The following is a 21,510-nucleotide window of genomic DNA, read 5'->3' as shown; positions in this document are numbered from 1 at the left end:
ACGCTCGCTTTTTATAGGATAAATAAGACTGAAGAAAAGGCGCTCATTTAAAGGCGCCGGGAGTGAGACATGCTGGGCGTTTGCTACTACCCGGAACAATGGCCGACCAGCCTCTGGCGCGAGGATGCGCGCCGGATGAAGGCCCTGGGCCTGACCTATGTCCGGATCGGCGAATTCGCTTGGTCGCGCTTCGAGCCGCAGCCCGGGACCTACGACTTCGCCTGGTTCGACCAGATCATCGACATCCTGACCGAGGCTGGCCTGAAGGTGGTCATCGGCACGCCGACGGCGACGCCGCCCAAGTGGCTGATCGACCTTCATCCCGAGATCCTGCCGGTTGATCCCGACACCGGCCGTACGCGCGGCTTCGGCTCGCGCCGCCACTACGACTTCTCCAGCGAGACCTATCTGCGCGAGAGCGAGCGCATCGTCCTGGCCCTTGCCGAGCGCTATGGCCAGCACCCCGGCGTCGTCGGCTGGCAGACCGACAACGAGCTCAGCTGCCACGAGACAACGCTCAGCGCCTCGCCGGCCGCCCGCACGGCGTTCCAGGCCTGGTGCGCCAAGCAGTACGAGAACATCCAGGCGCTGAACACGGCCTGGGGCAATGTCTTCTGGTCGATGGAGTATCGCAGCTTCGACGAGATCGAGCTGCCAGTCGGCGCGGTCACCGAGACCAGCCCGGCCCATCGCATGGCCTATCGCCGGTTCTCGTCGGACCAGGTGGCAGCCTTCCACGACGCCCAGGTGAAGATCCTGCGCGCCCATTCGCCGGGCCGCTTCGTGACTCACAACTTCATCCCGATGAACGAGACGGGCGTCGACAACTACGCCGTGGCTGCCGATCTCGATTTCGCCGCCTACGACAACTACCCGCTGGGCCGCACCGACCTCTTGATGGCGCACGAGCCGGCCGAGGTGTTCGCGCCCTACATGCGCACCGGCCATCCGGACTTCGGGACCTTCTTCTTCGACCAGACCCGCGGCCTGGCTCCGGGCGCGTTCTGGATCATGGAGCAGCAGCCGGGTCCGGTGAACTGGGCCAACCACAATCCGCGCCCGCTGCCCGGCATGGTGCGGCTGTGGACCCTGGAGGCCTTCGCCCACGGCGCCGGCGTCGTCAGCTACTTCCGCTGGCGCCAGGCCCCGTTCGCCCAGGAGCAGATGCACGCGGGCCTGCTGCGTCCCGACAGCACGCACGCGGCCGCCTGGCCCGAGGTCGAGGCGGTGGTGCGCGAACTGGCTGGTCTGGATCTGGATCAGAACCCGACCGCCCGCGCCAAGGTCGCCCTGATGGTCGACGTCCAGGCCCAGTGGTTGGGCGAGATCGAACGCCAGGCGCTGAGCTACGACTATACCCAGGTGCTGCTGGACCACTATCGCGCCTTGCGGGCCCTGGGCGTGGACGTCGACTTCGTCGATCCGAACGGCGACGTGTCGGATTACGCCCTGGTCGTCGTGCCGGCCCTGATGAACCCGCAGCCCGAGACGCTCGCCCGCCTGAAGGCCTCGTCGGCCATCGTCGTGTTCGGTCCGCGCTCGGGGGCCAAGACCCATGACGTCACCCTGCCCGAGGGCCTCCCGCCTGGACCTCTGCGCGAACTGCTGCCGATCCGCGTGCTGTCGGTCGAGACCCTGCGTCCCGACTGCCCGGCCGCCTTCGCCTGGAACGGTCAGGTCTATCCCGGCAAGACCTGGCGCGAGGAGATCGAAGTCGCCGGCGACGCCCAGGTCATCGCCCGCTTCGACGAGGGTGATCCCGCCGTCGTGCGCGCCGGCAAGGCGCTCTATGTCGCCAGCCTTAGCGACCGCCGCTTCCTGACCGACTTTCTGGAAGGCCTGTGCGCCGAGGCCGGCGTCGCCACCCAGCGGCTGGCGGCCGATGTGCGGATCCGCCGTCGCGGCGGCCTGACCTTCGCTTTCAACTACGGGGCCGAGCCGGTCGCCGCGCCGGCCCCGCAGGGCGCCAAGTTCGTGATCGGCGGCGAGACCATCGCCCCGCGTGACCTGGCCGTCTGGACCAGCGCCGCGTGACCCGCCTCGTCGCCCTGGCTCTGAGCCTCGCCCTGCTGGCGTCCGCCGCCCAGGCCGGGGAGGTTCTGGCCGACGGGCCGTTGCTATCGCGGGCAGGCGATTATCCCGTCGGCGTACGGGTCCTGACCCTGACGAACCCGGGTCAACCCGACCTGATGGCCAGCGACCTTATGGCTGGAACCATCGCTCGCCGCGATCGCGTGCTGCCGGTGACGGTCTGGTACCCGGCGGCCAAGCCCGCCGCCGACGCGGCCAAGGCTGAATACAGGCGCCCCGGCCCGACGCCGGCCGCGCCCGACGTCCCCTACAAGACCGGCGCCGCCTATGCCGACGCCAAGCCGGTGCGCGGCCAGCATTTCCCGCTGGTGGTGCTGTCTCATGGCTATCGCAACTGGGCGACCAGCTTCAGCGACCTGGCGGAGAACCTCGCCTCGAAGGGCTATGTCGTGGCCTCGATCGAGCACCGCGACCTGGAGCCCTCGGCCTTGCCGGTCCCGCAGCTGTCGTTCGCCACGGTGCTGATCACGCGCGTCGCCGACCAGCGCTTCGTCCTCGACGCGCTGCAAAAGCAGGCCGGCGAAGGTCCGCTGAAGGACGTCTACGATCCCGCCAACGCGGCTCTGGTCGGCTATTCGATGGGCGGCTTCGGCGCGCTGACGACGATGGGCGCGGGGCTGGACCCGCAAGGCCCGCTGTATGGCCTGGTCCCGCACGCCTTGCTCAAGCCCTTCACCACGCTGGATCCGAGTTTCGCGGCCGGCGCGCCCAAGGGCGTCAAGGCGCTGGTCGCCTTCGCCCCGTGGGGCGGCTCGCCGCCGTTGCGGGCCTGGAGCGCGCAAGGCCTGGCGGCGGTGACCACGCCGTCCCTGCTGATCGTCGGCGATCAGGACGATGTCAGCGGCTACGACCAGGGCGTCTCCTGGCTCTATGCCGGCCTGACCCGCGCCGACCGCTACCTGCTGACCTACGAGAACGCCCGCCACAACATCGCGCTGAACGGCGTGACGCCCGAGCAGGCCAATGACTTCCAGGCCATCGAGCGCCACGAAGAGCCGGTCTGGCGGCGCGACCGCATCCTGGCGATCAACAGCCACTTCCTGACGGCCTTCCTCGACGCCAAGCTGAAGGGCGACGCGGCGCACGGCGCCTATCTGGCCGCGCCCACGCAGAAGGCCTCGGACGGCGCCTGGCCGCTGGCCCAGGGCGCGTCGGTCGGCGGTCAGTTCGCGGGTCCCGACGACAAGACGACCGCCGGCTACTGGCCGGGCTTCCAGCGCCGCTGGGCCCTGGGCCTGCAACTGCGCCACGACACCGCTTCTACCCAAAACCAATAAGAACCACCGGAAACGCCCACGCCATGCATCTGCAGACCACGCAAGCCTGGATCGCGCTGGGCCTCACCGCCCTGATCGGCCTGATCACCTACCTCAAGTGCCGGGGGCAAGGCCGCGGGGCCGAGGGCGGCAACAAGGAGTTCTTCCTGGCGGGCGGCGGCCTGTCCTGGATGTTCGTGGCCGGCTCGATCACCATCACCAATCTCAGCACCGACCAGCTGGTCGGCATGAACGGCAACCAGATGGCCTTGCTGGCCTGGTGGGAGCTGTCGGGCGTGGTGGGCCTGTCGATCCTGGCCTGGGTGTTCCTGCCGATCTACTACAAGCACAACTGCACCACGGTGACCGAGCTTCTGGAGAAGAAGTACGGGCACGTCGGGGTGCGCTCGACGATCGGCACCATCTTCCTGATCGGCAACGTCGTCATCTACCAGCCGATCATGCTGTACACCGGCGCGCTGATGATGAAGTCGATGTTTGGCCTGGACATCCCGATCATGGTGCTGGCCCTGGCCTTCGCCGTCGCCGGCTCGCTCTACGCGATCTTCGGGGGCCTGCGCGCCGTCGCCGTCACCGACACCTACAGCGGCATCCTGCTGCTGGGCATGTGCATGCTGGTGGTGTTCCTGTCGCTGCAGGCGATCGGCTTCGACTTCAGCGGCATTCCGCCCGAGCGCCTGACCATGATCGGCGGCAACGACTCGCCGCTGCCCTGGCACGTGCTGCTGACCGGTATGATCTTCATCCAGATGTTCTACTGGTCGACCAACCAGACCATCACCCAGCGGGCCATGGCTGCGCCCAATCTGAAGGAAGCCCAGAAGGGCGTCTTCGCCGCCACCGTCGTGCGCCTGCTGATCGTGCCGCCGATGGTCGTGATCCCCGGCATCGTCTCCTACAAGCTGTTCGGACACCTGGGCGACCAAGCCTATGGCAAGATCGTCTGGCACGTGCTGCCCAACTGGATGTCGGGCATCTTCGCCGCCGCCATCGCCTCGGCCGTGCTGGCCCACTTCGCCAGCGTGCTGAACTCGTCGGCCGCTCTCTATGTCTGTGACCTGCACGAGAAGTACGTGAACCCCAAGCCGAACGTGCCGCGCCTGAGCATGCTGGTCAGCATCGCTTTCGTGGTCCTCTCGCTGTTGCTGGTGCCGGTCTATGACGGGGCCGAGAGCATCATCAACCTGGTGCAGAAGCTGAACGGCCTGACCAGCATGCCGGTGCTTTCGGTGTTCATCGTCGGCCTGCTGTTCCGCAATGTCGACGCTCGGGCGGCCATCGCCGGCCTGGTGTTCGGGGTGGCGCTGTATGCGGTCTTCAGCTTCGTCTGGGCGCCGCTGCACTATATCCACATGATGTTCATCACCCTCTGGACGACGGTGGCGTTCGCGCTGCTGCTGAACCGCTGGGTCTTCGGCAAGCAGGCCGAGTTCATCCTGCCCCGCAAGGTCGCCGCCGTCTGAGCCTTTGGGACGCAAGCGCGTTCCAAGGGGCCGAAGCTAGAGTACGAGTAGAATGACCACCGACATCCTCCATGACCTCGCCGTCGTCGGCGGCGGCGTCAACGGTTGCGGCATCGCGCGTGACGCCGTGGGACGGGGCGCGTCGGTGGTGCTGTTCGAACAGGGTGACCTGGCCGGCGCGACGTCGTCGGCCTCGACCAAGCTGATCCATGGCGGCCTGCGCTATCTGGAGCACTACGAGTTCCGGCTGGTCCGCGAGGCGCTGATGGAGCGCGAGGTGCTGTGGGCCTTGGCCCCTCACCTGGTGCAGCCGCTGCGCTTCGTGCTGCCGCATCACCAGGGCCTGCGGCCGCGCTGGATGCTGCGGATCGGCCTCTTCCTCTACGACCACCTGGGCGGCCGCCATCAGCTGCCGCTGACCAAGAGCCTGGACCTGCGCCGCGATCCGGCCGGTGCGCCGCTGGATCCGCGCTTCACCAAGGCCTTCGAATATTCCGACTGCCGCGTGGACGACGCTCGCCTGGTGGCGCTGAACGCCCTGGACGCGGCCGAGCGCGGGGCGGCCATCCACGTCCGCACCAAGGTCACCGCCGTCGAGCGCCTGGCTGACCACTGGCGGATCACCGCGACCGCCGAGACGGGCGAAACCGTCGTCACCCGCGCCCGGTCTCTGATCAACGCCGCCGGCCCCTGGGTCGACAAGCTGACCGGCCTCACCGGCCTGAAGGCCCCCGCCGGCATCCGCCTGGTGCGGGGCAGCCACATCGTCGTGCGCAAGCTGTTCGACCACGATCGCGCCTACATCTTCCAGAACGGCGATGGGCGGATCATCTTCGCCATTCCGTATCAGGACGATTTCACCCTGATCGGCACCACCGACGCCGACCACCATGGCGATCCCGGCCAGGTCACGGCCACTGACGAGGAGGTCGCTTACCTCTGCGAGGCCGTCAGCGAATACCTGGCCAAGCCGGTGACGCCGGCCGAGGTCGTCTGGCGCTATGCCGGCGTGCGGCCGCTGCTGGACGACGGCGCCTCCGACGCCCAGGAGGCGACCCGCGACTACGTGCTGAGCCTGGATGCGCCTCACGGCGCCGCGCCGGGCCTCAGCGTATTCGGCGGCAAGATCACCACCTATCGCAAGCTGGCCGCCGCGGCGCTGGACGAGATCGGCCCGCATATGGGCGTTTCTCTGAGCCCGGCCTGGACCCACGCCTCGACCCTGCCGGGCGGTGACCTGCCGAGCGGCCTGGACGCCTTCATCGCGGGTCTGTCCGCGCGCTATCCGGCTCTGGACCCGGCGACCTTGCGGCGCCTGGCCAAGGCCTATGGCAGCCGCATCGACCGGGTGCTGGACGGGGATTGGGGCCAGCACTTCGGCGCAGGCCTCTACGAAGCCGAAGTGCGCTACCTGATGGCCGTCGAATGGGCGCGGACCGCCGACGACGTGCTGTGGCGGCGCAGCAAGCTGGGCTTGCGACTGGACGACGCCCAGGTCGCCGCCCTCGACCAGTTCATGCGGGCCGCTTGAGCCGATGACCCAGCCGATCCTCGTCATCGACCAGGGCACGACTTCGTCGCGCGCCATCCTGTTCTCGCCGGACCTGCAGATCCTGGGCGTGGCTCAGCGCGAGTTCCCCCAGCACTTCCCCGCCTCCGGCTGGGTCGAGCATGATCCCGAAGACCTGTGGTCCTCGGCGCTGGACGTCGCCCGCGAGGTGCTGGCCAAGACTGGAACCGCGCCTGACGCCGTGGCCGCTATCGGCGTCGCCAACCAGCGCGAGACGGTGGTGGTCTGGGACCGCGCCACGGGCAAGGCGATCCACAACGCCATCGTCTGGCAGGACCGCCGCACGACCGACATCTGCGACCGCCTGCGCGCAGCCGGCCACGAGCCGCTGATCGCCGAGCGCACCGGCCTGCTGATCGACCCCTATTTCTCGGCCACCAAGATCGCCTGGATCCTCGACAACGTCCCCGGCGCGCGAGCCCGCGCCAAGGCCGGCGAGCTGGCTTGCGGCACGGTCGACAGCTTCCTGCTGTGGCGGCTGACCGGCGGCAAGGTCCACGCGACCGACGCCACCAACGCCTCGCGCACCCAGCTGCTGAACATCCATACCGGCCAGTGGGACGAGACCCTGCTGGACCTGTTCGGTGTCCCCGCCGCCCTGCTGCCGGACGTTCGCGACAGCGCGGGCGACTTCGGCGAGACCGCGCCCGAGGCGCTGGGCGCTATCATCCCGATCCGCGGGGTGGCCGGCGACCAGCAGGCGGCCTTGGTGGGGCAGGCCTGTTTCGCGCCCGGCATGGCCAAGGCCACCTACGGCACCGGCTGCTTCGTGCTGCTTAATACCGGCGACAAGCCGGTGGCCTCGCGTCATCGCCTGCTGACCACGGTCGCCTATCAACTGGACGGAAAGCGGACCTACGCGCTGGAGGGCTCGATCTTCATCGCCGGGGCGGCCCTGCAATGGCTGCGCGACGGGCTGGGGGTGCTGGCCAGGGCCGAGAACGCCGACGCCATGGCGCGCGCGGCGGCGGCCGACCCCGGGCTCTATATGGTGCCGGCCTTCGTGGGCCTGGCCGCGCCCGACTGGCGGCCGGATGCGCGCGGGGCGATCTTCGGCCTGACCCGCGCCACCGGCCCCAACGAGCTGGTCCGGGCGGCGCTGGAGAGCGTGTGCTTCCAGACCCGCGACCTGATCGAGGCGATGTCGGCCGAGGACGCCGACGCCGAGTGGTCGATCAAGCTGCGCGTCGACGGCGGCATGAGCGCCTCGGACTGGATGCTGCAGACCCTGGCCGACACGCTGGACAAGACCATCGATCGTCCGGAAGTGCGTGAGGCCACTGCGCTTGGCGCGGCCTGGCTGGCGCGGCGCGGACTGACCGGCGAGGCCGGCGACGACTTCTGGCGCCGCGACCGCGCCTTCACCCGCCAACCCGACGCCGCCATCGGCCCCACCCGCATCCAGGGTTGGCGCCGGGCCGTGGCCGCGGTGATCTCGATGGCGGAGGTTTAGGCCCTCCACCCCAAAAACCCGAGTTTCCCCGCGAAGGCGGGGATCCAAGCGGCGTTTGGGGAGGATCTACGGCCCTCGACAGACCTGGGATTCAGTTTGGATCCCCGCCTTCGCGGGGAAGCTCGGATTAAGAGTTACAGCTTCGCGAGCCGCCCACCGTCGACCTCAAGCGCCGCGCCGCTGACAAAGCGGGCGTCGTTCGAGGCCAGGAACAGCACCGGGCCTGCGATGTCATCGGGCTGACCAACGTCGCCGGGAGACAGCACTTCGGCGCCAGACTTGATGTTGGGGCTGTCCCACAGCATCGGGGTGTTGATCGCGCCGGGCAGGATGGCGTTGGCGCGGATCCCCTTCTCGCGGCCCTCGATCGAGGTCGTGCGGGTCAGGCTGAGCAGGGCCGCCTTGGCCGCCGCATAGGGGGCGATGTCGGGGCTGGTCTGGCGGGCGTGGATCGAGGCGATGTTGACGATCGCCCCGCCCGGCCCCATCCGCCGCAGCGCCTGAGCGGTGAAGAACGCCGCGCCCAGCAGATTGACGTCCAGCAGCCGCCGCCACTCCGCGCCGGTGAACGCGGCGATCGGCTTGAAGATCATCATGCCGGCGACGTTGACCACCACCCGCAGGTCGCCGTGCGCGGCCATCGACGCCTCGACCGCCGCGTCGACGGCGGCTTCGTCGCCGATGTCGCAGGCCAGTGACAGCACGCCGCCGGCCCCGAGGGCCAGCAGTTCGTCCCGCACCGTCCCGTCGTCTTCGCGCAGGTCGATCAGGGTCAGGCGCGCGCCTTGGGCGGCGAAGCGGCGGGCCGTCGCCAAGCCGATGCCCCCCAGGGCGCCGGTGATGACGACGCCGCGATCCTTGAACTCAGGCGCTACCATTCGCGCACGCTGCCGTCCTGGCCGCGCCAGACCGGATTGCGCCAGGTCGGCGCATCCTTGGCGGCCTCACGGACCATGGCCTCGTCGATCTCGACGCCCAGGCCGGGGCCTTGCAGCGCCGCGACCATGCCGTCCTTCACGTCGAAGACTTCCGGATTGGTCATGTAGCTCAGCAGGTCGTGACCCACGTTGTAGTGGATGCCCAGCGACATCTCCTGGATCACGAAGTTGGGCGTCGAGACGGCCAGCTGGAAGCAGGCCGCCAGGGCCATCGGACCCAGCGGGCAGTGCGGTGCGACGCCCACGTCATAGGCCTCGGCCATGGCGGCGATGCGCCGGCATTCCGACAGGCCGCCCGCGTGTGACAGGTCCGGCTGGATGATGTCGACCGCGGCCGCTTCCAGGAACGGCTTGAAGTCCCAGCGGCTGTAGAGGCGCTCGCCCAAGGCGATCGGCAGGTGGGTCAGCTTGGAGATCTGGACGATGGCCTCGACATGTTCCGAGAGCAGCGGCTCCTCGATGAACAGCGGGTTCAGCGGCTCCAGGGCGGCGATCAGTTGCTTGGCCATCGGCTTGTGCAGGCGGCCGTGGAAGTCGACGCCGACGTCCAGGCCCTGGGCCTTGACCGTCTCGACCCGCTCCAGCGCCTCGGCGAAGACCTGCGCGCCTTCCAGGCGGCAGACGTCGCTGGTGGCGTTCATCTTCACGGCCTTGAAGCCCTGGGCCAGGCGCGCCTTGGCGGCCTCGCCCACTTCGTCGGGACGGTCGCCGCCGATCCAGGCATAGACCGGCACGCGGTCGCGAACCTGGCCGCCCAGCAGTTGCCAGACCGGCACGCCCAGCCGCTTGCCCTTCAGGTCCCACAGCGCCTGGTCCAGGCCCGACAGGGCCGACATCAGCACCGGACCGCCGCGGTAGAAGCCGGCGCGATAGGCGACCTGCCAGACGTCCTCGATATTGTTGGCGTCGGCGCCGATGAAGCGTTCGCGCAGCGAGGCGAACGCCCCGTCCACGGCCTCGGCATGGCCTTCCAGGCTGGCTTCGCCCCAGCCAATGGCGCCGTCATGGGTCTCGACGCGGACGAACAGCCAGCGCGGCGGGACCCGGAAGGTCTCGATCTTGGCGATACGGGTCGGGCCGGCGCCGACGTCGAGGTCTCCGAAACGCGCCCCCGTCATGGACGAACCGCCGAATTGCTGGCGCAGCGGGGACGAAACCGCATCGAAAAACTCCCGATCATAGCTGTGCCCGGTCTGCGCCGGACGTCAGACCTAGCTATGCCGGGAGGCGCGACATCGTCAAACTTTTTATCATATTAATAGGTCAATATGGACAGAAGGTCGCGAGCGACGTTAGTTTGCGGCGAACGCGCCACTCGGAGACTTAAGACGCCATGACGACCTGGACCTCGGTGCTCGAGACCCTGCCGCTGGTGGCGATCCTGCGCGGCCTCAAGCCTGATGAGGCGGTCGAGGTCGGCGAAGCCCTGGTCGCCGCCGGCTTCCGCTGCCTGGAGGTGCCGCTGAACTCGCCCCAGCCGCTGGACAGCATTCGCCGCCTGCGCGACGCCCTGGGCGACCGCGCCATCGTCGGGGCCGGCACGGTGCTGTCGCCGCGCGCCGTCCAGGAGGTCGCCGACGCCGGCGGTCAGATCATCATCTCGCCCAACAGCAATCCCGACGTGATCGCCGCGACCAAGGCCGCCGGCCTGATCTCGTTCCCGGCCTTCTTCACGCCGACCGAGGCCTTCGCGGCCATCGACGCCGGGGCTGACGCCCTGAAGCTGTTCCCCGCCGAGACCGCCGGTCCTGCGACGCTGAAGGCGATCAAGGCCGTGCTGCCGCCCGCCGTGCCGGTGTTTCCTGTCGGCGGCGTGGATCCGCGCAACCTGGCGGCCTGGCGCGCGGCCGGGGCCAACGGCTTCGGCCTGGGCTCGGCGCTCTACAAGCCCGGCCAGACCGCAGCCCAGGTCGGCGTAGCCGCCGAGGCCTTCGTCGCGGCGTGGAAGGCCTCGACCTGATGGGCGATCTCATCGTCTTCGGCGATTGGGGCACCAGCCGTTTGCGCCTCTCGCTGTTCGACGGCGACGCCAAGCTGGCCGAGACCGACGGCCCGGGCATTGGCGCCCTGACGGCCTCGCCCGCCGAGACCCTGCTGCAGGCCCTGGCGCCGTGGCGCGCCGAGCACGATCTGAAGCGCGTGATCCTTTGCGGCATGGCCGGCTCGCGCAGCGGCGTGATCGAAGCGCCGTATGCGGAATGTCCCGCCGACGCTGCGGCCTGGCTCGTCCAGGCGGCCGAGCTGGCGCTGGATGGTCTGGACATCCGCGTCGCGCCTGGCCTGGCGGGAACGGCTGCAAACGGCGCGCCCGACGTCATGCGCGGCGAGGAAGCCCAGATCTTCGGCGCTATGGCGCTGCGGCCCGACTTGGCGCAAGGCGAGCGCTGGTTCGTCCTGCCCGGCACCCACAGCAAGTGGGCCCGGGTCCGTGACGGCCGGGTGCTGGGCTTCCAGACCTTCCTGACCGGCGAGCTCTTCGCCCTGCTGACCGAGCGCTCCAGCCTGCTGATGGGGGCGGATCGCGCCGAGAACGCCGACGAGAGCGCCGCCGGCTTCGATCAGGGCTTGGCGCGCGCTCAGGAGGGCCATCCGATCGCCGCGCTGTTCGAGGCGCGCAGCGCCCAGCTTCGCGCGGGCCGTTCCGGCGCCTGGGCGCAGGGCTATCTGTCCGGTCTGCTGATCGGATCGGAAGTCGCCGAGGCCCTGCGCGGCGCCGACACGCGCGCTGTGACCGTCATCGGCGCGGCCGCGCTGGCGGCGCGCTATTCGCCCGCCTTGGCCGCGGGCTCGGTGGTCAGCGAAACCCTGAGCGGGGAGGCTTGCGTCCTGGCGGGGCTGCGCCTGTTCGCGGCAAATCGGTCTTGATGGGGCAAGTCCTTGGCCGGAAGTAACTATCTGTTGCGGGCAGCAGGCAAATTTGACAGCAGTGACTCATGAGAGCCACCGATCCGTTGGATTCCCGTTCGGCGCTGGGACGCAACCTGACCTTCGGGCTGCTGGACGTGCTGGGCCGCATGATCGTCACGGGCGCTTATGACGACAAGCCGTTCCCAATCGAGGCCGAGCTTTCCAAGGAACACGCGGTCAGCCGTTCGGTGACGCGCGAGGCGGTCAAGATGTTGGCCGCCAAGGGCCTGCTGACCGCGCGTCCGCGCCAGGGCACGATCATCACTCCGCCGTCGGCCTGGAACTGGTTCGACACCGACGTGCTGCGCTGGCTGCTGGAACGCAAGTTCTCGCTGAGCCTGCTGCGCCAGTTCACCGAGCTGCGCCTGAGCATCGAGCCCGGCGCCGCGGCGCTCGCCGCTCAAGCCGCCAGCCCGGCCGGCATCGCCCTGATCCAGCGCGGCTTCGCGCGGATGGAGGCCGCCGAGGCCGGCGCCGACAACCCGCTGACCTCGGACATCGCCTTCCACGTCTCGATCCTGGAGGCGTCGGGCAATCCGTTCTACGCCCAGTTCCGCGACGTGGTGGCCACGGCCCTGCAGACCTCGATCCAGTTCACCAACCGCTATCGCGGCCGCAGCGCCAGCTTGCCGGCGCACAAGGCGGTGATGGACGCCATCATCGCCCGCGACGACGTCACCGCCGCGGCGACGATGCGCGAGCTGATCGCCGACGTCATGGAGCTGATCCAGGAAGCGACCGAGGTCGAAGGCGAGGGCTGATCGGTCGCCCTAAGAGCGTTTGGCGCCGATCTCGTCGAGATAGTTGTAGATCGTGAACTTGGTCACGCCCAGGCGGGCGGCGACGCGCTCGACCGAGCCGCGGATCACGAACAGGCCGCGCTCGTGCATGATCGAGACGGCGTCCTTCTTCTCGGCCTTGGACATGCGCTCGACCGGCACGCCGGCGCCCTCGAGGGCCGAAGCGATGATCTCCTCGATCAGGTCCTCGATATTGGTCTCGGCGCGCGGCGCGGGCAGGGGCGGCAAGGCCATCGGGATCAGGGCGCTCTGGATCTCGCGCTGAATGCGGTCGATCGCGCCCATGTCGACGTTCATGCACAGCGCCGCGGCTGGCGTCCCCTCGGCGTCGAACAGCACCACCGAGGAGGAGCGCAGCGCGCGACCGTCGCTGGCCTTGGAGGTGTAGTTGGCCACGACGCGCACCTCGTTCGGCTCGGCGGCGGCCTTGCTGGCGACCAGGGTGTCGAAGGCCTTGTCCTCGGCGGGGCCGGCGATGATCGCCGAGCCGACATGACGGCCGCTGACGTGGCCGTTGACGATCTCGATGATCGAGGACTCCGGCTGCCGCAGATCGTGGACCACCACCTCGGTGTGCTGGTTGACGGTGCATTCCAGAGCCTTAGCCACGGCCTGGAGGACGCCCAGCAGGGCCTGTTCGTCTTGCACGGGCGTTCGGTCTTTCAGCGGAAGAAAATTCAACAAGACGTTGATATCGCGGCTATGGGCGGCGGTAAATACGGTCTCGCTGTCAAGCGCTCACGGGGTGAGTTGCCCGCCATTTGGACAGCAAGAGCCAGAATTTCATGCGAAAATTCAAGCATCTCAACATTTCATTGCGAATTTCAACAGACTGTTGAAGTCGTCTTCAATCTGTAGCAAAGCTCCGGCGAACATTGATCTCGGTGAGCGGCAAAAGCCGCCGCCGCGCCCAGGGGGTTTGTGATGCGTAACGGTTTGAAGGCTTTCCTGCTGGCGGGGTCGGGCGGCGCATGCCTCCTGGCTGGCTCGGTCGTCCACGCTCAAGAGGCCGACGGCGCGGTGATGAGCGAGATCGTGGTCACCGCCCAGAAGAAGTCCGAGCGGCTGCTGGACGTGCCGGTCTCGGTCGCCGCGGTGTCCAGCGAGAGCCTGGTGCAGCAGAATCTGGTCCAGTTCCGCGATTTCTATAACCGCGTACCCGGCGTCTCGATCAGCGGCGGCGGCACCGAGCAGCGCGCCAACGGCGTGGCCATTCGGGGCGTCACGACTGGCGGCGGCACCGCCGCAACCGTGGCCTTCACTCTGGACGACACGCCGTTGACCTCTGGCGCTTCCTCGGCCCAGTCGCCGCTGATCGACATCGATCCGTCCGATCTGCAGCGCGTCGAAGTGCTGCGCGGCCCGCAGGGCACGTTGTACGGCGCGTCCAGCCTGGGCGGCCTGGTCAAGTACGTGACCGTCGCGCCCGACGCCCGCAACTTCAGCGGTCGCATCGACGTAGGCGGCAATACCGTCGCCGAGGGCGGCGAAGGCTATTCTGTGCGCGGTGCAGTCAATGTGCCGATCTTCCGCGACAAGGTCGCCCTGCGCGTCAGCGGCTTCAAGCGCCGCGATCCGGCTTACCTGGACAACATCCGGACGGGCGCCGAGCGGGGCGACGTCAACAAGAACCGCGTCAAGGGCGGCCGCGCCGCGCTGCTGATCACGCCGATCGACGCGCTCAGCATTGACCTGTCGGCCATGCGGCAGAAGTCGAACTTCTACGGCAGCCCGCAGATCCGCATCTGCCAATCGTGCGGCACGGGCGCGTTCCAGGGCGAGACAAACTTCACGCCATTCTTCGGCGACTTGAAGCTGAGCATCGCGCCCAGCAAGCGCGAGGTGGACTTCAAGCTCTATCAGGGCCGGGTCAATCTGGACCTGGGCTTCGCCGACCTGACCTCGGTCAGCGCCTGGAATGAGGTGGAGTCCGCGTCCGACCTCGACCAGACCAACACCTTCGGCTTCGCGCTCTCGGCCCTCGCGGCTCCGGCGGGCAGCACCATCTCGCTGATCAACGCCGACAAGACCGAGAAATTCAGCCAGGAAGTCCGTCTGGCCTCCAAGTCGGACGGCGCGCTGGAATGGCTGGTCGGCGGCTTCTACACCCGCGAGACGATCTCGGTGGACCAGAGGCTGATCCTGCGTCCGGCCTCGCTGGAGGCCTACACCTCCCTGGCGCCGGCCAAGTTCGAGGAAAAGGCGATCTTCGCCGACGCCACCTACCACTTCACGCCGCAGTTCGACGTGCAGGTCGGCGCGCGCTACTCGTCGAACGACCAGGAAAGCAGCGCCGTGACCACGTCGGTCCAGCCGATCCGGTTCGCGTTCCCCCCGTCGTCGGAGCCGCTGACCAAGTCGTCGGACAATGCCTTCACCTGGCTGGTCACCCCGCGCTACAAGATCTCGCCCGACACCATGGCCTATCTGCGGATCGCCACCGGCTATCGCCCGGGCGGTCCCAACAGCGCGGGCCTGGGCAGCATTCCGCTGTCGTTCAAGTCCGATACGGTGACCAGCTACGAGGCCGGCCTGAAGGGCGCGCTGCCGGGTCTGAAGGCGACCTATGAAGCGGCGGTGTTCCAGATCGACTGGGACGATATCCAGCTGCTGACCACCGACACCACCTCGCAACTGACCTACTACACCAACGGCTCGACCGCTCGCAGCCGCGGCGTCGAGCTGTCGACCCGCTGGGCGCCGGTGCGGGGGCTGGCCCTCGAAGCGGCCGGGACCTATCTGGACGCCAAGCTGACGGACGGCCTGAACCCGCCGGTCGGCGCGGCGCGGATCTACGGTTCCAAGGGCGACCGCCTGCCGGGCTCGGCCAAGCTGTCGGGCAGCCTGTCGGCCGAGTACAATTGGGCGATCGGCGAGACCTATTCGGCCTATGTCGGCAGCAGTCTGGCCTATGTCGGCAATCGCTACGCCGAATTCTCCAACCTCCTGCCGATCGCCGACCCGGTGGCCAACAAGGCCTATGGCGTCCGTCTGAAGATGCCGTCGTACACGACCGTCGACCTGCGGGCCGGGATCTACAGCGACGACTGGCGTTTCTCCGCCTACATCAAGAACGTGGGCGACAAGCGCGGCGTCGTGGAGGCCACCACCCGGGGCGCCACCAGCGCGCCGCAGGCCATCTTCCTGCAGCCGCGCACCATGGGCGTCAATGTGACCCGCAGCTTCTAGGCATGGTGGTTCTCGACGAAGCCGCGGTTCTGCAACGTCTTGATCTGGACGGCTGCAGGACTGCGGTGCGGCGGGCGATGATCGCCCTGTCCGCCGGCGAGACGAGGCAGCTCCCGCGCTCGATCATCCCGATCGGCGCGGGACGTCTGTTCGGCCAGATGCCCGGCGCGCTGCTGCAGGACGGCTACTTCGGCGCCAAGCTGGTCAGTGTCTTCGATGACGCAGACCAGCCTGGCCGCAGCGCTCACCTGGGCGTCGTCGTGCTGTTCGACGCCGGCGACGGCCAGGTGATCTGCGTCGCGGACGCCAGCGCCATCACCCTGATCCGCACCGCCGCCGCCACCGCGGCGGCGACCGACGTTCTGGCTGCGCCCGACGCCGAACGGCTGACGATCCTCGGCTATGGTCATCAGGCCGGCGCCCATATCGAGGCGCTGGCGCGTGTCCGGCCGCTGCGAGAGGTTCGGGTATGGGGGCGTTCGTTCGAGCGGGCCCAGGCCTTCGGCGCGATGATGAGTCGGAAGGCGGGGCTCTCCGTCACGGCCGTCGCCGATCCGCAGGAAGCGGTGGCCAGCGCCCAGATCGTCTGCACGCTCACGGGCGCGGTCGAGCCGGTGCTGTTCGCCGACTGGCTGTCGCCGGGGGCGCACGTCAACCTCGTCGGCGCCAGCCTCGCTTCGGCCGCCGAAGCGGACGCGGCGATCGTTGCGGTCGGCCGCTACGTCGTCGAGAGCCGGGAGTCGGCCCGAACCGGCGCCGGCGAGTTCCTGCGCGCCATCGCCGACGGCCTTGTCGACCCCGATGACGCCATTACCGAGATCGGCGAGGTTTTCGCCGGGACCCGGCCTGGACGGCAGGCGACTTCCGACATCACCGTGTACAAATCGATCGGCCACGCCGTGCAGGACTTGGCGGCGGCGGCCTATCTCTACGAGCAGTTGCGATGACCCTTCCCATGATCCTCGGCGGCCTGGCGGTCGCGTTCGTCCTGACCGCGCCAGGCGCGGCCGCCCTGGCCGAGCCATCTCTGGCGGTGGCGCTCAAGCCCGGCCGCATGGACGAGGCCAGGGGGCAGGGCGCCCTGGCGGTCGAGCTGCGCTTCTCCGAGCTGCCCGCGAGCGCCGGGGCGCCGCTGCTGACCTTGCCGATGGTCATCGCCAACACCGCCACGGTGGCCTCCACCCTGACGGATCTGACGGCCACCGACGACGCAGGCCCGATCCCGTTGACGGTCAAGGACGATCCGGCCACGGGCCTGGTCTGGTCGCGCCATTGGCTGGCTGGTCGCGCGACGCAGGGGCCGGTCGTGGTCCGCTATCTGGCCCCGGTCGACAACACCCCGCCCACGCGCGGCTCGGGCCCGCCCTACGCCCTGCGCACCGAGGGCGGCGGCGTCTCCGGCGTCGGCAACACCTTCGTCCTGCAACCGGTCGAGACGACCGCACGGAAGATCACCCTGCGCTGGGATCTTCGCGACTTGCCAAAGGGCTCGACCGCTACCTCCAGCTTCGGCGAGGGCGACGTCGCCCTGCCGGACGGACCGGCCAGCCAGCTGGCGTCCACCGTGTTCATGGCCGGACCGATGAAGCGCGAACCGGCCCTGGTGTCCGAGACCGGCTTCTCGTCGGCCTGGATGGGAACGCCGCCGTTCGATCCCGCCCCCCTGATGGCCTGGACCAACCGGTTGCACGGCTGGATGAGCGGCTTCTTCCAGGACAAGACCGTCCCGCCCTATCGGGTCTTCCTGCGCTATAACCCGATCAACGCTGGCGGCGGCACGGCCCTGACCCGCTCGTTCCTCACCACGTACGGCGCCGACACCAAGGGCGAGAGCCTGAAGGGCACCCTGGCCCACGAGATGATCCATACCTGGACCGACTCCGACGCCGGCCAATGGTACGGCGAGGGCGTGGCGGTCCACTATCAGGGCCTGCTGCCGTTCCGCGCCGGCCTGCTGTCGCCGCAGGAATTCCTGGACGACCTGAACGAGACGGCGCGCCGCTACTACGCCAACCCCCTTAACGACACGCCCGACGCGGAGATCGCGCCGCGCTTCTGGGAAGACACCCGCATCCGCGTGCTGCCCTACGACCGTGGCGGCCTGTATTTCGCGGTTCTGGACGGCCGCATCCGCAAGGCCACGGGCGGCAAGCGCTCGGTCGACGACCTGGTGCTGGAGATGAATCAGCGCTTCGCCGCCGGCCAGAAGGCCGATGACGCCGCCTGGATCGCGCTGGTCGTGCGCGAGCTTGGCGAGGATGGCCGCAAGCTGCACGCAGGCATGATGGCCGGCGCGCTGATGTTGCCCGAGTCCGACGATTTCGGGCCCTGCTTCACCCGCACGACCGCCCAGGTTCGCCGCTTCGAGCTGGGCTTCGAGCCCAAGTCGCTGGTCGGCACGACCAAGACGATCCGTGGGCTGATGGTTGACTCCGAAGCCGCCAAGGCCGGTCTCAAGGACGGCGATATCGTCACCTACGCCGTCGCGATGGACGCCGTGCAGGGCGATCCGGACCAGACCCTGACTCTGAAGGTGACGCGCGATGGCAAGACCTTCCCGCTGACCTACCTGCCGCGCGGCGAGGCGACCTCGGTCTATCAATGGGCGCGCAAGCCGGGGACGGAGCGCCTGAAATGCGTCTACTGATCGCCGCCCTGCTGGCGACCTCGGTCGCCGCCTCCGCCGCCGCCCAGGCGCCGGCCCGCGTCGGGAACGGCTTCACCCTGGCCGTGACCGGCGACCTGATCGGCCCCGAGAAGCCGATCACCGGCCTTGGCGATGCGGGAACCCAGCGGATCCGGACGCTGCTGTCGGGCGCGGACGTCGCGTTCGGCAACCAGGAAGGTTCGATCTTCGACCTCGACAAGTTCGACGGCTGGCCCGCGGCTCAGAACGGCGGCGGTACGCCGATCAATGACGCGGTCGTCGCCTTCGACCTGAGGGCCATGGGCTTCAAATTGATGTCCCTGGCCAACAACCACGCCACCGACTTCGGCGTCGAAGGTTTGGTCGAGACCCAGAAATCGCTGAACGCCGCCGGGATCGCCCATGCGGGGACGGGCGACAGCCTGACCGCGGCGCAGGCGCCGGCCTATGCCGCCACGGCGAAGGGCGTGGTGGGCCTGGTTTCGTTCGCCGGCACCTATACCGACCTCTCGATCGCCGCCGACGCCAATCCTGGCCGCGGCTTTCGCGCCCGGCCGGGCCTGGCTCCGCTCCGCTCCCGCGAGCTGCAACGGGTCACGCCCGAGCAGATGCAGACCCTGCGCGCCATCGCCGCCCGTTCCGAGACGCCCGACGCTGCAAAGAACCCTGAAGTGTTCAGCGCCGCCAGGACGGGCGAAGAGCTGACCATCGGCAAGACGACCTTCCGTGTCGCGAAGCAAGCGGGCCTCGCCTACGACCTCGACGCCGCCGATCGCGCTGCGGCCCTGGCCAGCGTCAAGGAGGCGCGCGGCAAGGCCGATCTGGTGATGTTCTCGATCCACGCCCACGAGACGGCCTCGTCCGATCCCGAGGACGTGCGTCCTGCCGACTACATGCAGCCGCTGTTCCACGAACTGATCGACGCCGGCGCCGACGCCATCGTCCGCCACGGGCCGCACGCCCTGCTGGGCGTCGAGATCTACAGGGGCCGGCCGATCTTCTACGGCATGGGCAGCCTGATGTTCCAGGTCGGCGACAAGAACCGCCAGTTCCGCGGCTTCACCCTGCCGGAGGCCTGGTACGACGGGGCCGTGGCGGTCAGCGAGTACAGGGACGGCCGGGCGGCGACGATCCGCATCCACCCCTTCGTCCAGAACCTTGAAGATGATCGCCTGCTCGGGACGCCGCGCGCGCCGACTCATGAGGAGGCGCAGCGCGTGCTGAAGCGCATCCAGGCGGCCTCGGTCCAGTTCGGAACGCGCATCGACATCGAGGGCGACGTCGGCGTGATCCGCGTCGGGGCGGAATGAGGCTCGCGCGGCGACAGGCGCTCGCCGGCCTCGGCGCTCTGGCGCTGGCCCGTCCAGCCTGGGCGCGGTCAGGACCCGACCTGGCGCTGTATGAGGCCATCCGAGACGAGGGACTGAAGCGCGGCCAGGCGATGACCTACGCCGCCGGCCTCGTCGATGGCGTGGGATCTCGACTGATGGGCTCGCCGGGCATGCGGCGGGCCTATGACTGGTCGCTGGCGCGGTTGCGCGAACTGGGGTTGAGCGACCCCAGGCTCGAGCCGATCGGCCCGTTCGGACTGTCCTGGCGACAGATCCGAGCTTGGGCTCGAACGACCGCGCCGGACGGAGCCCCGTTCGTCGTCCAGGCCGCCCCCTGGTCGGTGGCGACGAACGGGGTGATCGAAGGCGACGTGATCGCCCTGCCGTTGGCGACCGACGAGGATCTCCAACGCGCCCAGGGCAAGCTGGCCGGCAAGGTGGTTCTGCTCGGCCCGCCGCCGGCCCCCGGCGCGGATGGGCGCGCCGTCGTCCGCTACACCGATGAAGAGGTCATCCGGGGCGACGCCGCCGAGGCGGTGCGCGCCTACTATCGCACCGTCGCCGAGCGCCGCGTTCGCCAGGGGCGGGAAGGGCTGTTCAAGGCGCGCCGCAACGCGTTCCTGGCCGCCGAGGGCGCGCTGGCGGCGGTGGTCTCCGGCGGCGCCCATCCCGGCGTCATGACCGTCGACGGCGGCGAACTGGGCGGCCGGCCCTGGCTAGCGACCGAGCGTCCGGCCTTTCCGGTGCTGTACCTGTCGGGCGAGGGCTATGCCCGCTGCTGGCGTCAGTCTCAGGCCGGCGCCGTCCGCCTGCAGATGGAGATCGTCACCGAAGAGGGCGACCCCGCCGAGCCTGGCTACAACGTCGTGGCCGAGATCCCGGGGACCGATCCGAGATTGAAGGCCCAGGTCGTGCTGGCCGGCGCCCATCTGGACAGCTGGGCGGCCGGTGCGGGCGCCGCCGACAACGGCGCCGGCGTCGCCGCGACGCTGGAAGCGGTCCGCATCCTCCGCGCGCTGAACTTTACGCCCCGCCGCACGATCCGCATCGTGCTCTATGGCGGCGAGGAGCAGGGGCTGTACGGCTCCGAGGCCTATGCCCGCCAGCGCCTCGGCCATATCCCGCGCTCGACCGCGCCCGAGCAGCTGGCCCTTCCGGTCGAGGGGCGTCGCGCCAAGGCCGGCCCGCTGCGCAAGGGGCTCGAGTACGAGGACTTCTCGGCGGCCTTCAACCTGGATGGCGGCTCGGGTCGGATCCGGGGCGTGTTCACCGGCGGCAATCCGGTCCTGGCGGCGCTCTATCGCGACTGGATCGCGCCGCTGAAGGATCTCGGCGTGCTGGCGGTCTATGATGGTCCGCACTGGCCTGCCGACCAGTCGACCTTCACCGAGATCGGTCTGCCGGGGATCTCGTTCCTGCAGGACCCGCTCGACTACGACAGCCGAGCGCACCACACGAACCTCGATACGCTGGAGCGCCTCTCGCCAGGCGACCTGGCGCAGGCGGCCACGGTCCTGGCGATCTTCCTGGCCAACAGCGCAAACGCCGCCGAACGCGCGCCCCGCCAAGGCCTTACGGGCTAGCGGCGGCTGCCTTCCGGGAAGAAAATTCGAGAAAAATCGTCCGGCCCCGAAAATTGCGTTTGACTAATCTCAGGGGTCGTCTAAATAGCCGCCTCCGCCGCGGACATCTCCGCCGGACGGAACGGCCTCCGGAGCTTCTGGAGGGGTTTCGGGTCTTTGACATTGTTGATTTGGAAAGAGAAACGCAGGCGGCGGCGCTCTGGCGGTGGACTTTAGGTTCACCAAATGACGCTGACGAATGCGGTCTCTTGAAGACACCAT

At 68.9% G+C, this 21,510-nt stretch carries 16 protein-coding genes; 13 read left to right on the top strand and 3 right to left on the bottom strand.

All coding sequences use genetic code 11. The annotated features are described in order from the left end of the window. Positions 1-69: 69 nt before the first annotated feature. Genes E1H18_RS07805 through glpK form a run of 5 tightly spaced genes read left to right on the top strand, consistent with a single transcriptional unit; the run spans position 70 to position 7,854 of the window. Positions 70-2,034, top strand: coding sequence for a beta-galactosidase (locus E1H18_RS07805; RefSeq protein WP_172265820.1), 1,965 nt, complete (start codon positions 70-72; stop codon positions 2,032-2,034). Further along, the gene (locus tag E1H18_RS07800) at positions 2,031-3,368 is read left to right on the top strand and encodes a dienelactone hydrolase (RefSeq protein ID WP_172265817.1); all 1,338 of its coding nucleotides are present in this window, start codon (positions 2,031-2,033) and stop codon (positions 3,366-3,368) included. Before E1H18_RS07805 ends, E1H18_RS07800 begins: the two co-directional genes overlap by 4 nt. A gap of 23 nt (positions 3,369-3,391) precedes the next feature. Beyond that, the gene (locus E1H18_RS07795) at positions 3,392-4,831 is read left to right on the top strand and encodes an SLC5 family protein (protein WP_172265814.1); all 1,440 of its coding nucleotides are present in this window, start codon (positions 3,392-3,394) and stop codon (positions 4,829-4,831) included. 52 nt (positions 4,832-4,883) lie between these two features. After that, positions 4,884-6,362 carry a glycerol-3-phosphate dehydrogenase gene (gene glpD / locus E1H18_RS07790; protein ID WP_172265811.1) on the top strand — a complete coding sequence of 493 codons (1,479 nt, stop codon included), beginning with the start codon at positions 4,884-4,886 and terminating at the stop codon, positions 6,360-6,362. Between the two features lie 4 nt (positions 6,363-6,366). After that, positions 6,367-7,854: a glycerol kinase GlpK gene (glpK, locus tag E1H18_RS07785; RefSeq protein ID WP_172265808.1), complete on the top strand. Its 1,488-nt coding sequence runs from the start codon at positions 6,367-6,369 to the stop codon at positions 7,852-7,854. A 134-nt stretch (positions 7,855-7,988) separates the two neighbouring features. Here the strand turns inward: glpK and E1H18_RS07780 are convergent, their stop codons facing one another. Continuing rightward, positions 7,989-8,732, bottom strand: a complete 744-nt coding sequence (locus tag E1H18_RS07780) for an SDR family NAD(P)-dependent oxidoreductase (protein ID WP_172265805.1) — start codon at positions 8,730-8,732, stop codon at positions 7,989-7,991. After that, positions 8,726-9,910: a galactonate dehydratase gene (dgoD, locus tag E1H18_RS07775; protein ID WP_172265802.1), complete on the bottom strand. Its 1,185-nt coding sequence runs from the start codon at positions 9,908-9,910 to the stop codon at positions 8,726-8,728. The genes E1H18_RS07780 and dgoD overlap by 7 nt, the downstream gene beginning before the upstream one ends. 215 nt (positions 9,911-10,125) lie before the next feature. Between dgoD and E1H18_RS07770 the strand changes: the two genes are divergently transcribed. From E1H18_RS07770 to E1H18_RS07760, 3 genes are all read left to right on the top strand, one after another. Further along, positions 10,126-10,752 (top strand): 2-dehydro-3-deoxy-6-phosphogalactonate aldolase, encoded by a 627-nt coding sequence (locus E1H18_RS07770; RefSeq protein WP_172265799.1) that lies wholly within the window; start codon positions 10,126-10,128, stop codon positions 10,750-10,752. Then, on the top strand, positions 10,752-11,657 hold the full coding sequence (locus E1H18_RS07765) for a 2-dehydro-3-deoxygalactonokinase (RefSeq protein ID WP_172265795.1): 906 nt from the start codon (positions 10,752-10,754) through the stop codon (positions 11,655-11,657). The genes E1H18_RS07770 and E1H18_RS07765 overlap by 1 nt, the downstream gene beginning before the upstream one ends. A gap of 86 nt (positions 11,658-11,743) precedes the next feature. Beyond that, complete coding sequence (locus E1H18_RS07760; RefSeq protein ID WP_370526455.1) at positions 11,744-12,460, top strand: FadR/GntR family transcriptional regulator; 717 nt, start codon at positions 11,744-11,746, stop codon at positions 12,458-12,460. Positions 12,461-12,469: 9 nt separating this feature from the next. On the opposite strand, the gene E1H18_RS07755 is transcribed toward E1H18_RS07760, so the two are convergent. Continuing rightward, positions 12,470-13,147: a PAS domain-containing protein gene (locus E1H18_RS07755; RefSeq protein ID WP_172265789.1), complete on the bottom strand. Its 678-nt coding sequence runs from the start codon at positions 13,145-13,147 to the stop codon at positions 12,470-12,472. 276 nt (positions 13,148-13,423) lie between these two features. On the opposite strand from E1H18_RS07755, the gene E1H18_RS07750 reads away from it, so the two are divergent. Genes E1H18_RS07750 through E1H18_RS07730 form a run of 5 tightly spaced genes read left to right on the top strand, consistent with a single transcriptional unit; the run spans position 13,424 to position 21,249 of the window. After that, positions 13,424-15,688, top strand: coding sequence for a TonB-dependent receptor (locus tag E1H18_RS07750; protein WP_172265786.1), 2,265 nt, complete (start codon positions 13,424-13,426; stop codon positions 15,686-15,688). 2 nt (positions 15,689-15,690) lie between these two features. Continuing rightward, positions 15,691-16,635, top strand: a complete 945-nt coding sequence (locus E1H18_RS07745) for an ornithine cyclodeaminase family protein (protein WP_172265783.1) — start codon at positions 15,691-15,693, stop codon at positions 16,633-16,635. Beyond that, a complete protein-coding gene (locus tag E1H18_RS07740; protein ID WP_172265780.1) occupies positions 16,632-18,335 on the top strand; it encodes a peptidase M61 in 1,704 nt (567 codons plus the stop codon). Before E1H18_RS07745 ends, E1H18_RS07740 begins: the two co-directional genes overlap by 4 nt. Then, complete coding sequence (locus E1H18_RS07735) at positions 18,323-19,645, top strand: CapA family protein (RefSeq protein ID WP_172265777.1); 1,323 nt, start codon at positions 18,323-18,325, stop codon at positions 19,643-19,645. The genes E1H18_RS07740 and E1H18_RS07735 overlap by 13 nt, the downstream gene beginning before the upstream one ends. After that, a complete protein-coding gene (locus E1H18_RS07730; protein ID WP_172265774.1) occupies positions 19,642-21,249 on the top strand; it encodes a M20/M25/M40 family metallo-hydrolase in 1,608 nt (535 codons plus the stop codon). The genes E1H18_RS07735 and E1H18_RS07730 overlap by 4 nt, the downstream gene beginning before the upstream one ends. The last annotated feature ends 261 nt before the right edge of the window (positions 21,250-21,510 follow it).

The organism is Caulobacter sp. RHG1, from assembly GCF_013181195.1.
Classification (GTDB): domain Bacteria; phylum Pseudomonadota; class Alphaproteobacteria; order Caulobacterales; family Caulobacteraceae; genus Caulobacter.
The sequence above is the reverse complement of the archived record's forward strand: the minus strand, read 5'-3'. Positions and strand labels throughout refer to the sequence as shown.